The organism is Streptomyces sp. NPDC046939, assembly GCF_040644575.1.
Lineage (GTDB): Bacteria > Actinomycetota > Actinomycetes > Streptomycetales > Streptomycetaceae > Streptomyces.
On record NZ_JBEYWV010000023.1, the window covers coordinates 69,815 to 81,598 of the forward strand.

At 69.0% G+C, this 11,784-nt stretch carries 9 protein-coding genes and 1 riboswitch; of the genes, 5 read left to right on the top strand and 4 right to left on the bottom strand.

The window, feature by feature from the left end; genetic code table 11:
* The first annotated feature begins 54 nt into the window (after positions 1–54).
* Positions 55–522 carry an SsgA family sporulation/cell division regulator gene (locus tag ABZ877_RS24635; protein WP_361074735.1) on the top strand — a complete coding sequence of 156 codons (468 nt, stop codon included), beginning with the start codon at positions 55–57 and terminating at the stop codon, positions 520–522.
* Positions 523–585: 63 nt separating this feature from the next.
* Here ABZ877_RS24635 and ABZ877_RS24640 read toward each other — a convergent pair whose 3' ends face one another.
* Complete coding sequence (locus ABZ877_RS24640; RefSeq protein WP_361074737.1) at positions 586–1,950, bottom strand: YibE/F family protein; 1,365 nt, start codon at positions 1,948–1,950, stop codon at positions 586–588.
* A 71-nt stretch (positions 1,951–2,021) separates the two neighbouring features.
* Positions 2,022–2,186: riboswitch (TPP riboswitch) on the top strand.
* Here ABZ877_RS24640 and thiC point away from each other — a divergent pair.
* Positions 2,179–3,957: a phosphomethylpyrimidine synthase ThiC gene (thiC, locus tag ABZ877_RS24645; protein WP_361074739.1), complete on the top strand. Its 1,779-nt coding sequence runs from the start codon at positions 2,179–2,181 to the stop codon at positions 3,955–3,957. (Overlaps the previous riboswitch by 8 nt.)
* Positions 3,958–4,023: 66 nt before the next feature.
* Here the strand turns inward: thiC and ABZ877_RS24650 are convergent, their stop codons facing one another.
* The 3 genes from ABZ877_RS24650 to ABZ877_RS24660 all read right to left on the bottom strand — a co-directional run bounded on the left by ABZ877_RS24650 (position 4,024) and on the right by ABZ877_RS24660 (position 7,495).
* Positions 4,024–4,899 (bottom strand): hypothetical protein, encoded by an 876-nt coding sequence (locus tag ABZ877_RS24650; protein ID WP_361074741.1) that lies wholly within the window; start codon positions 4,897–4,899, stop codon positions 4,024–4,026.
* Positions 4,900–5,076: 177 nt separating this feature from the next.
* Complete coding sequence (locus ABZ877_RS24655) at positions 5,077–6,156, bottom strand: metallophosphoesterase (RefSeq protein WP_361074743.1); 1,080 nt, start codon at positions 6,154–6,156, stop codon at positions 5,077–5,079.
* 226 nt (positions 6,157–6,382) lie between these two features.
* The gene (locus ABZ877_RS24660) at positions 6,383–7,495 is read right to left on the bottom strand and encodes a LacI family DNA-binding transcriptional regulator (RefSeq protein ID WP_361074745.1); all 1,113 of its coding nucleotides are present in this window, start codon (positions 7,493–7,495) and stop codon (positions 6,383–6,385) included.
* A gap of 380 nt (positions 7,496–7,875) precedes the next feature.
* Between ABZ877_RS24660 and hisC the strand changes: the two genes are divergently transcribed.
* From hisC to cydB, 3 genes are all read left to right on the top strand, one after another.
* Positions 7,876–8,955 carry a histidinol-phosphate transaminase gene (gene hisC / locus ABZ877_RS24665; RefSeq protein ID WP_361074747.1) on the top strand — a complete coding sequence of 360 codons (1,080 nt, stop codon included), beginning with the start codon at positions 7,876–7,878 and terminating at the stop codon, positions 8,953–8,955.
* Positions 8,956–9,202: 247 nt separating this feature from the next.
* Entirely contained in the window at positions 9,203–10,714 is a 1,512-nt protein-coding gene (locus tag ABZ877_RS24670) for a cytochrome ubiquinol oxidase subunit I (protein WP_361074749.1), read from the top strand.
* A 21-nt stretch (positions 10,715–10,735) separates the two neighbouring features.
* Positions 10,736–11,740 carry a cytochrome d ubiquinol oxidase subunit II gene (gene cydB, locus ABZ877_RS24675; protein WP_361074751.1) on the top strand — a complete coding sequence of 335 codons (1,005 nt, stop codon included), beginning with the start codon at positions 10,736–10,738 and terminating at the stop codon, positions 11,738–11,740.
* The last annotated feature ends 44 nt before the right edge of the window (positions 11,741–11,784 follow it).

Here is an 11,784-nt window from a genome sequence, read left to right on the forward strand (position 1 = left end):
CAGCGTCAGGATGGTCATTCCTGGCCAATCGACGTCACATTGACGGGGTAGGCGATGCGCGAGTCGGTAGAAGCAGTGCAAGCAGAGGTCATGATGAGCTTCCTCGTCTCCGAGGAGCTCTCGTTCCGCATCCCGGTGGAGCTGCGGTACGAGTCGGCTGATCCGTACGCCGTGCGCCTCACCTTCCATCTCCCCGGCGACGCGCCTGTGACCTGGGCGTTCGGCCGTGAACTCCTGGTCGACGGGGTCAACGGGGCCACGGGCGACGGTGATGTGCGGATCCTGCCCGTGGAGAGCGCGGGAGGCGGCGGCGCCGACGAGCTGCCGACGGAGGTGCACATCCGGCTGCAAGTGGGCGGTGACCACGCCCTGTTCCGGGCCGGGGTCGCCCCGCTGGTGGCGTTCCTCGACCGTACGGACAAGCTCGTCCCCCTCGGTCAGGAGCAGTCCCTGGCCGACTACGAGGCCGAACTCGACGAGGCGCTCGACCGGATCCTCGCCGAGGAGCAGAACGCGGGTTGATCAACCAGCAGTTGACGATGTGACGTTTGTGCGGCGCGGTGCACCCGAGCCGTTCCGCGCCGCTCAGCGCTTGCGTCGTCGACCGCCGCCACCACGTCCAGGAGCGGTCCGCGCGGGCCGCCCGCCGGACGTCGGACGGTCGGCGGAGACCACCAGTGCGGCCAGCGCGGTCGTCACCGGCACCGCCGCCACCAAGCCGATCGAACCGACCAGCGTGCGCACGATCTCCTCGGCCACCAGCTCACTGGTGGCCACGTCGACGACGCTGCTCTGCGCGATCGAGAAGAGCAGGAGCAGCGGCAGCGCCGCGCCCGCGTACGCGAGGACCAGGGTGTTGACGACGGACGCGATGTGGTCGCGGCCGATCCTGATGCCCGCCCGGTACAGGCCGCGCCAGCCCATCGTCGGGTTGGCCTCGTGCAGCTCCCACACCGCCGACGTCTGCGTGACCGTCACGTCGTCCAGCACGCCCAGCGACCCGATGATGACGCCGGCGAGCAGCAGGCCGCTCATGTCGATGTCCGGGTACAGGCCGTGGATCAGGCCGGTGTTGTCGTCCGTGTTGCCCGTCAGGGCGGCCCAGCCGATGAAGAGCGATCCCAGCACGCCGATGAGCAGCAGTGACACGAGGGTGCCGAGGACGGCGACCGATGTACGGGCCGTCAGCCCGTGGCACATGTAGAGCGCGATCAGCATGATGGCGCTCGCCCCGACGACGGCCACGACCAGCGGGTTCGAGCCCTGGAGGATCGCCGGGAGGATGAACAGCGTCAGCACCAGGAAGCTGACCGCGAGCGCGACCAGCGCCATGACGCCGCGCATGCGGCCCACCACGACGACCACCAGGGCGAAGATCCCGGCGAGCAGCGCCATGGGGATCTTGCGGTCCACATCGGTGACCGAGTACTGCAACTCCCTGGGCGCGTCCGGCGCGTAGGCGACGATCACCTTCTGGCCCTCGCGCAGTTGCCGTGGCGAGTCCGGCTGGATGATCTCCGTGAACGTACGACCCGTGTCCTTGCCGGTGGCGACCCGGATCGTCGCCTTCTCGCAGGTACCGGAGGCCCGGCCCTGCGTCGGCGCACCCGACGGGTCCTGGGTGGCGGAGCCCGCCGCGTTCACGGACTTGCAGTCCACCTTCTCGACCCGGGCGACGGTGGCCTGCTGCGTCTGGCGGTCGAAGCCGACACCGGTGCGCTCGTGGTCGGGGGCCCCGCCCGGCCACAGCACCACGAGGCCGACGACGACGGCGACGGAGAACGGCACCAGGATCGCCGCGATGACCTTGCGCAGGTGCTGTGAGACGGGCGTGGCGGGCCCATGACTGTGCGAGTGGCCGTGTCCGCCCGGGCCGTGCCCTGACCCTGAGGGGCCGGGCCCATGCGGCGGTTGGGGCGGCGGAGGCGGGGGCTGCTGCGTCGTGGTCACCGCCCGATCATCGCAAGAGCGACAGGGGCCCTCTGTTCAACGCGTCCGAACTGCCGCTAGCGTGGAGGCACCTTTGCACACGCGGGAGCTCGGAGCACCGGGCTGAGAGGGCGCTGACCTTCGTCCATGCGTGTTTCACGTGAAACAGCGTGAAACACCGCCGACGAACACCGCTGCGTCGACCGCCGAACCTGTTACCGGGTAATGCCGGCGTAGGGAGTAGGTCTCATGACCACAACGGACACACGCACGCCTGCCTCCAACGGCTCTGAGCCGGAGGCCGGGAAGTCCATCGGCTGGCACAAGGGGTACATCCAGGGCTCACGCCCGGACCTCAAGGTGCCGGTCCGACAGGTGCATCTCACCAACGGCCAGGCCGTCACGCTGTACGACACCTCCGGCCCGTACACCGATCCGACCGTCGACACCGATGTGCGCAGGGGGCTCGCACCGCTCCGGGAGAACTGGATCATCGCCCGCGGCGACACCGAGGAGTACGCGGGCCGCCCCGCCCGCCCCGAGGACGACGGCATCAAGCACACCTCGCCACGCGGCGGTCTGCGCAACCTCGACGCGGTCTTCCCCGGCCGCCCCCGCCAGCCGCGCCGCAGCAGGACCGGCGAGCCCGTGACCCAGCTCGCGTACGCCAGGCGGGGCGAGATCACCCCGGAGATGGAGTACGTGGCCATCCGGGAGAACGTCGCACCCGAGACCGTCCGCGAGGAGATCGCGGCGGGCCGCGCGGTGCTGCCCGCCAACGTGAACCACCCGGAGATCGAGCCGATGATCATCGGCAAGCGGTTCCTGGTGAAGGTCAACGCCAACATCGGCAACTCCGCCGTCACCTCGTCCATCGAGGAGGAGGTGGAGAAGATGACGTGGGCGACCCGCTGGGGCGCCGACACCGTCATGGACCTCTCCACCGGCCGCAACATCCACACCACCCGCGAATGGGTCCTGCGCAACTCCCCCGTCCCCATCGGCACGGTGCCGCTCTACCAGGCCCTCGAAAAGGTCGACGGCAAGGCCGAGGAGCTGACCTGGGAGATCTACAAGGACACCGTCATCGAGCAGGCCGAGCAGGGCGTGGACTACATGACGGTGCACGCCGGCGTCCGGCTCCCGTACGTCCCGCTGACCGCCAACCGCAAGACCGGCATCGTCTCGCGCGGCGGTTCGATCATGGCGGCCTGGTGCCTCGCCCACCACAAGGAGAGCTTCCTCTACGAGCACTTCGAGGAGCTCTGCGAGATCCTCGCGGCGTACGACGTCACGTACTCGCTCGGCGACGGGCTGCGCCCCGGCTCCATCGCGGACGCCAACGACGAGGCCCAGTTCGCGGAGCTCAGGACGCTCGGGGAGCTCAACTCGATCGCCAAGCGGCACGGCGTCCAGACCATGATCGAAGGCCCGGGCCATGTCCCGATGCACAAGATCAAGGAGAACATCGACCTCCAGCAGGAGATCTGCGAGGAGGCCCCGTTCTACACGCTCGGTCCGCTGACCACGGACGTGGCGCCCGCGTACGACCACATCACGTCCGGGATCGGGGCCGCGATGATCGCCTGGTGGGGCACGGCGATGCTCTGCTACGTCACGCCCAAGGAGCACCTCGGCCTGCCCAACCGCGACGACGTGAAGACCGGCGTCATCACGTACAAGATCGCGGCGCACGCGGCGGACCTCGCCAAGGGGCACCCGGGCGCGCAGGACTGGGACGACGCGCTCTCGGACGCCCGCTTCGAGTTCCGCTGGGAGGACCAGTTCAACCTGGCGCTCGACCCGGACACGGCACGGGAGTTCCACGACGAGACACTCCCCGCCGAACCGGCGAAGACGGCGCACTTCTGCTCCATGTGCGGCCCGAAGTTCTGCTCGATGAAGATCTCGCAGGACATCCGCCGCGAGCACGGCACCACGCGGGCCGAGGTCGAGGCCGGCATGGAACAGAAGTCGAAGGAGTTCGCCGAGGCGGGCAACCGCGTCTATCTGCCGCTCGCCGACTGACCGGCGTCCGCGCATGACGACGGGCTCGGGGCCGCCACCGTGCGCCCCGAGCCCTGTACCCCGGTCTCAGTCCGGCTGGTGCTCGGGGCCCCCGAAGTCCGGGCTCGAGAAATCCGGGCTGGAGAACCCGGCACGCTGCCCCGTGGCGGTGCCGCCGCCGTCGGGGCTGCTGAACCCGGGCCTGTTGTAGCCGAGCTGCGGCATGCGGCCGGTGGAGCCGCCGCCACCGCTCAGCGAACCGCCGCCGAGGGCGGTCCGTTCCTGCGCGTCCCGCAGGAACGGCAGGATGCCCCGCTCGAGGAGCGCCTCGCCCCAGGCTTCCCTGGCGCGCCTCACCTCTTCGCTGGCCTCGCCGTACGCGCCTGCGTGGAGCGACGTCGATCCGTTGCGCAGGGCCGTCAGGAGCAGGCAGACCGCGGCGACGAGGATGCCCGCCGCGGTGAGCGCGCCGAAGACCCAGCCGACGGACAGCAGGGTGTCGGCGAAGTCCGGTGGCGGGTTGAGCATCTTCAGGATGTAGCCGACCAGCAGGAAGATGGCGGCCGCCGTCCCGGCGAGGACCGGGGCGAGCACGACGGCGACCGCGGCGACACCGGGCCCCGTGGTCTCCGCGACCTCACCCACCGTGGCGGCGAAGCCGAGGGAGCTGCCGCCGGACTCGGACGAGCTGGAGGTGCCTCCTTCACGTAGCGGACGGACGGGCTGCGGAGCGGAGCGCAGCTCGTCACGGACCTTGGTGTAGTGCTCGTACTCGGTGGCCGCCGCCGTGCTGATCAGTGCGGCGGCGTTCAACGCCATGGTGCGCAGTTGTTCGGGGTTGAGCCGCTGGCCCACGGCGGCGAGTTCAGGCCGGTTGGGTGCGGTACGCAGCGCCTCATCGAGGATCCGCTCGAACTCGGGGCGGTCCTCGTTCAGCAAATGCGGAGCGCTGTTCATGTGCATCCCCCGATGCTCCGTAGGGCTTGGTGGCCCGCATGGTTACGAGCCGTCGGGCAGAAACGGAGGGGAGCCTGCTACGGATACGCCGATGGTAGAGCGGTCACAGCACGCCGTGACAGGGAGTTTTCGAAATTCGCCCCCGCGCGCGCGACGCTCCGTCCACGGCGCCTGCCCAGAGAACTAGCGGTCAAGCATGGGGAGTTGCTGGACCAGCAGCTTTCCGGCCATGGTGACGCCACCGTCCATGGCGATGGCGAGCCCACCCGCGTAGACATGAGGCCCTTCGACCACGGGACCGCTCTCCTCGCCGTCGGCGTCCTCGGTGCCGACCTCGCCGAGGAGGTACGGGATGGGGCTGTGGCCGTGCACGACGCGCGAGCCGCCGTAGGTGCCGAGGAGTTCGCGTACGGCACCGGGGCCCGACTCCTCGTCGCGGAACGCGAAGCGCTTGGTCAGCTTGCGGAACACGTCCCAGCACTCGTCCGCGTCATTGCGCGTGAGGGTCTCGCGGACCGTGTCGTTGACCGCCTCGATGGAGTCGCCGTAGTCCAGGTACGCGGTGGTGTCCGAGTGCATGAGCAGGTGGTCGTCCTCGATCTCGATCGCGTCGAGCCGGGACATCCACTGCAGATGCACGTCCTGGAGGCGGTCCATGTCCGACTTCTGCCCGCCGTTGAGCAGCCAGGCCGCCTGGAAGGTGGCGGTGCCCGCGCCGGAGTTGACCGGCGTGTCGCCGAACCGCTTCGCGCCGAGGAGCAGGAGCTCGTGGTTGCCCATCAGCGCCTTGCAGTAGCCGCCCGCGGCGGCCGCCTCGGCGCTGAGCCGCATCACGAGGTCGATGACGCCGATGCCGTCGGGTCCCCGGTCGGTGAAGTCGCCGAGGAACCACAGGCGCGCGTTGCCCGCGATCCAGGCGCCGTCCGCGTCGACCAGGCCCTTCTCGCGGAGCGCCGCGAGCAGCTCGTCGAGGTAGCCGTGCACGTCACCGACGACGTACAGCGGCCCCTTCTCGTCACCGGCCCTGGGCGCCGGTGCGGCGGTCGCGGCGGTGTCCATCTGCACGGTGTCTCCCCGGTTGATGACGGGCAGGTCGCGCTCGGTCGGCGTGTAACCGTCGGGGTACTGCGCCGGCTCGGGGGAGTCGGGGACGGGGGTGGTCGGCTGCACGTTCGCCGGTACGTCATGGACGTACGCGGGCACGCGGAAGTCACGCAGCGTCTCCGTGCGCGCTGCGGGTCCCTGACCGGCCCCCTGAGTCATCGACCCCTCCACCATTGCGCCGCCTGTGCACCGGATCGGACTGCCTGGTCGCAGCGGCCCGCGGTGTCGTCCGCCCATCATAGGAATGCGGCTCGTGCTGTGTGATGCACCAGGGGTGGTGAATCGGTGACGGGCGGCTGTTCGCCACACTTTTCTCCCGAATTGGTGTGGACTTTTCCTCTCGTCCGTGGCGGCTGCAACGGGTCGGGAGGGCGAGTGGGGCCGGTCAGCCCTGCCCCGGGGAGCGGGGCGGGCTGACCGTGGTGCGCTGCGGGCGGCGCTGCGAGGAGGTCCGCACGATGAGTTCTGTCGGTATGACCTGTTCGACCGGTTGGTCCGAATCGACGCCTTCGATGGCGTCGATCAGGAGCTGGATGACGGCTGTGCCGATGCGGCGCGGTTTCAGGGACAGGGTCGTGATGGGCGGCTCGGTCGTCGCGTACACGGTCGACTCGCTGCAGCACACCAGCAGCAGGTCCTCCGGTACGCGCAGCCCGTAGCGGCGGGCCGCGGCGAGCAGGTCGGTGCCGTTGGGGTCGAAGAGGCCGTAGACCGCGTCGGGCCGGTCGGGGCGGGCGAGCAGCCGGTCGGCCGCGACGGCGCCCGCGCACGGGTCGTGCGCCGGGTAGGACTCGTAGACCGGCTCCTGCCCGATCCGCTCGCACCAATGCAGATAGGCGGAGGTGGACAGGTGGGTGTAGGTGTCGGTGGTGGTGCCGGTGAGCAGGCCGATGCGGCGCGCGCCGGCCTCGGCGAGGTGGTCGAGGATGCCGAGGACGGCGGCCTCGTGGTCGTTGTCCACCCAGGCGGTCACGGGCAGGGTGCCCGCGGGACGTCCGTCCGAGACGACGGGCAGGCCCTGGCGGACCAGCTCGCTGACGACCGGGTCGTGGTCGGAGGGGTCGATGACGACGGTGCCGTCGAGGGCGACGTTCGACCACACGTCGTGGCGTGAGGTGGCGGGCAGGATGACGAGGGCGTAGCCCCGGGCCAGCGCGGCGGAGGTCGCGGCTCTCGCCATCTCCGCGAAATACGCGAATTCGGTGAAGGTGAAAGGTTCATCCCCGTAGGTCGTCACTGTCAGGCCGATGAGGCCCGACTTGCCGGTACGGAGCGTGCGGGCGGCCGCGGAAGGGCGATAGCCCAGCCGGTCGGCGACCTCGCGGACATGGCGTCGGGTGGCGTCCGGGAGCCGGCCCTTGCCGTTGAGCGCGTCCGAGACAGTCGTGATCGAGACCCCGGCGGCGGCGGCAACGTCTCTGATGCCTGCCCGGCCCGGCCGGGTGCCTCTGCGGGTCGTCTCTGCCCGGCTCACCTGGTGCTTCCCTGCTGCTGTCATGGCGAGCCGATAGTAGGGCTCATGCGGCCGCATGGCGGGGGTGCATATGCACGCGTTGACAGGCACGTTTCTGCAAGGTGACGACCCGTCAATGACCATGGAACAGCAGGAAGTTAGCGGTTTCGACGCGGTTACGTCACCTGTCGGCACCGACGGGCCTGCCGCCTCCGCGATGTTGCGAGTCGGTCTCAACTCACCTGCACGGGTGATGCGCGCCACGGCGCGAGCCACCGGCGCGCGCCAGGCCGCGGAGCGCTCCCCCCTCGCCGTACGCCTGCTCGTCCCCCTTCTTCAGGGCGGTCAGGCCCGGACCATTGGGGTGGACGGCCAATCCTCATAAGGTAAGCAGTATTCGAACGGTGGCCACGAGGAGGACTGCGGTGAGCGAGACGAACCCCAAGCTGCGCGCGGAGCTGGCGGGGATCCCCACCTACAAGCCGGGCAAGCCCGCGGCCGCCGGGGGCCCGGCGGCGTACAAGCTGTCCTCCAACGAGAACCCCTATCCCCCGCTGCCCGGGGTGATGGAGCGGGCGATCGCCGCGGCGGGCACCTTCAACCGCTACCCGGACATGGCCTGCTCGGGCCTGATGGACGAGCTGGCGGACCGTTTCGGCGTGCCGGTCACGCACCTGGCCACCGGCACGGGCTCGGTCGGCGTCGCCCAGCAATTGCTCCAGGCGACCAGCGGCCCGGGCGACGAGGTGATCTACGCGTGGCGCTCCTTCGAGGCGTACCCGATCATCACGCAGATCAGCGGGGCGACGTCGGTGCAGGTGCCGCTCACGGCGGGTGAGGACCACGACCTCGACGCCATGGCGGACGCGATCACCGACCGCACGCGCCTCATCTTCGTCTGCAACCCCAACAACCCCACGGGTAACGCCATCCGCCGGCCCGAGCTGGAGCGTTTCCTCGACCGGGTGCCCTCCGACGTCCTGGTCGTGCTCGACGAGGCGTACCGGGAGTTCATCCGCGACCCCGATGTGCCGGACGGCGTGGAGATCTACCGCGAGCGGCCGAACGTGGCGGTGCTGCGGACCTTCTCCAAGGCGTACGGCCTCGCGGGCCTGCGGGTCGGGTTCGCCATCGCGCACGAGCCGGTGGCGGCGGCGCTGCGCAAGACGGCCGTCCCCTTCGGTGTCAGCCAGCTCGCGCAGGACGCGGCGGTGGCCTCGCTGCGCGCGGAGGACGAGCTGCTCGGCCGCGTCGGCTTGCTGGTCGAGGAGCGCACCCGGGTCCTCGAGACGCTGCGGGCCCAGGGCTGGACCGTGCCGGAGACGCAGGCCAACTTCGTGTGGCTGCGCCTGGGCGAGCGGACGCTGGACTTCGCCGCGGCGTGCGAGCGGGCGGGGGTCGTCGTGCGGCCGTTCGCCGGTGAGGGCGTCCGCGTCACGGTCGCGGAGACCGAGGCCAACGACATCTTCCTGCACACGGCGGAGGCGTTCCGCAAGGAGCTCTGAGCCGCGGCGGACGGCGTGTGAGAGACGCGAGGTGGCAGCAGCCGCCTCGCGTCTTCTTTTGCGCCTCTGACGCCGCACTGTGGCGTTGCTCGCAGTAGGGGACCCCGGCTTCGGTTTCCGACAGCCGGTACGACATAATGCTTGTGAATGTGAACGCGTTCACAAGCGTGTCCCGTTTCCTCCGGAGAAGTCCGTGATTTAAGGGGCAAACCGCTGCGTGGCCGCGGCGATGTAAGGAGATGACGCAGTGGACCTGGCTCTGGCGCCGGAGACCCTGGCGCGATGGCAGTTCGGCATCACCACCGTCTACCACTTCCTCTTCGTGCCGCTGACGATCTCGCTGGCGGCGCTGACCGCCGGGCTGCAGACCGCCTGGGTGCGGACCGAGAAGGAGAAGTACCTCAGGGCCACGAAGTTCTGGGGGAAGCTCTTCCTGATCAACATCGCGATGGGCGTCGTGACGGGCATCGTGCAGGAGTTCCAGTTCGGCATGAACTGGTCCGACTACTCGCGCTTCGTCGGTGACATCTTCGGTGCGCCGCTGGCCTTCGAGGCACTCATCGCGTTCTTCTTCGAGTCGACCTTCATCGGCCTGTGGATCTTCGGCTGGGACAAACTGCCGAAGAAGATCCACCTGGCCTGCATCTGGATGGTGTCCATCGGCACGATCCTGTCCGCGTACTTCATCCTCGCGGCCAACTCCTGGATGCAGCACCCGGTCGGCTACAAGTACAACAAGGCCACCGGCCGCGCCGAGCTGACCGACTTCTGGCAGGTGCTGACGCAGAACACCGCGCTCACCCAGTTCTTCCACACCATCACCGCCTCGTTCCTGACCGGCGGCGCTTTCATGGTCGGCATCGCCGCCTTCCACCTGGCGCGCAAGAAGCGGACGAACATCGCGACGATGAGGACCTCGCTGCGGCTCGGCCTCATCACCGTCGTCATCGCCGGAATGCTCACCGCGATCAGCGGCGACCAGCTCGGCAAGGTCATGTTCAAGCAGCAGCCGATGAAGATGGCGGCGGCCGAGGCGCTGTGGGACGGCCAGGACGCGGCACCGTTCTCGATCTTCGCCTACGGGGACGTGAGCAAAGGCCACAACAGCGTCGAACTCTCCATCCCCGGCGTGCTGTCCTTCCTCGCCGACGACAACTTCACCTCGCACATCCCCGGCATCAACGACACCAACAAGGCCGAGCAGGAGAAGTACGGGCCCGGCGACTACCGGCCGATCATCCCCGTCACCTTCTGGGCCTTCCGCTGGATGATCGGGTTCGGGATGGCGTCCTTCGCCCTCGGCCTCCTCGGACTCTGGCTCACCCGCAAGAAGTTCATGCTGCCGAAGCACCTGCGGACGGGCGAGGACGAGGTACCGAACCTGGTGCTCTTCAAGAACAAGGTCCTCAGCCCGAAGTTCGCCCGGCTCTACTGGATCGCCGCCCTGTGGACCATGGGATTCCCGCTCATCGCCAACTCCTGGGGCTGGATCTTCACCGAGATGGGCCGCCAGCCGTGGGTCGTCTACGGCGTCCTGCAGACCCGCGACGCCGTCTCCCCCAGCGTCTCGCAGGCCGAGGTCATCACCTCGATGACCGTCTTCACCCTGCTCTACGCGGTGCTCGCCGTCATCGAGGTCAAGCTGCTCGTCAAGTACGTCAAGGCCGGGCCGCCCGAGCTCTCGGACGACGACCTCAACCCGCCCACCAGGATCGGCGGCGACCGTGACGCCGACAAGCCGATGGCCTTCTCCTACTAGGGCCAAGGGAGCGCACAAGTCATGGAACTCCACGACGTCTGGTTCGTCCTCATCGCGGTCCTCTGGATCGGCTACTTCTTCCTCGAGGGCTTCGACTTCGGCATCGGCATCCTCACCAAGCTGCTCGCGCGCGACCGTGCCGAGCGGCGGGTGCTGATCAACACGATCGGTCCCGTCTGGGACGGCAACGAGGTGTGGCTGCTCACGGCCGGCGGAGCGACCTTCGCCGCGTTCCCCGAGTGGTACGCGACGCTCTTCTCCGGCTTCTACCTGCCGCTGCTGATCATCCTAGTCTGCCTCATCGTGCGCGGTGTCGCCTTCGAGTACCGCGCGAAGCGGCCCGAGGAGAAGTGGCAGACCAACTGGGAGCACGCGATCTTCTGGACCTCGCTGATCCCGGCGCTGCTGTGGGGCGTCGCCTTCGGCAACATCGTGCGCGGGGTCAAGCTCGACCGGCACTTCGAGTACGTCGGCACCTTCTGGGACCTCCTCAACCCGTACGCGCTCCTGGGCGGCCTGGTCACCCTGACCCTGTTCACCTTCCACGGAGCGGTGTTCGCCTCGCTCAAGACGCTGGGCGACATCCGGGCGCGGGCGCGGAGGTTCGCGCTGCGGCTCGGGCTGGTGACCCTGGTCCTCGCGCTCGGGTTCCTTCTGTGGACCCAGGCCGACAAGGGGGACGGCGGTTCGCTCATCGCGATGATCGTGGCCCTGGTCGCCTTCATCGGGGCGATCGGCGCCATCAAGGCGGGGCGCGAGGGATGGTCGTTCGCCCTGTCCGGCATCACCATCGCGGCGGCGTTCGCGACGCTCTTCCTCACGCTGTTCCCGAACGTCATGCCGTCGTCGCTCGACCCGGCCTGGAGCCTCACGGTCACCAACGCCTCGTCGAGCCCCTACACCCTGAAGATCATGACCTGGCTCGCGGCGATCGCGACCCCGCTCGTGCTGCTCTACCAGTCGTGGACGTACTGGGTGTTCCGCAAGCGCATCGGGACGAAGCACATCGCCGATGCCGCGCACTGAACGCACTGAATACCGCGCAGTGAACCCTGAGGGGGCGTGTTTCA

What these genes read in the sequence shown, in the direction of transcription:
- ABZ877_RS24635 (WP_361074735.1), top strand. Translation starts at nt 55, where the DNA reads ATGCGCGAGTCGGTAGAAGCAGTGCAAGCAGAGGTCATGATGAGCTTC.
- thiC (WP_361074739.1), top strand. Translation starts at nt 2,179, where the DNA reads ATGACCACAACGGACACACGCACGCCTGCCTCCAACGGCTCTGAGCCG.
- ABZ877_RS24650 (WP_361074741.1), bottom strand. Translation starts at nt 4,899, where the DNA reads ATGCACATGAACAGCGCTCCGCATTTGCTGAACGAGGACCGCCCCGAG.
- ABZ877_RS24655 (WP_361074743.1), bottom strand. Translation starts at nt 6,156, where the DNA reads ATGACTCAGGGGGCCGGTCAGGGACCCGCAGCGCGCACGGAGACGCTG.
- ABZ877_RS24660 (WP_361074745.1), bottom strand. Translation starts at nt 7,495, where the DNA reads ATGACAGCAGCAGGGAAGCACCAGGTGAGCCGGGCAGAGACGACCCGC.
- cydB (WP_361074751.1), top strand. Translation starts at nt 10,736, where the DNA reads ATGGAACTCCACGACGTCTGGTTCGTCCTCATCGCGGTCCTCTGGATC.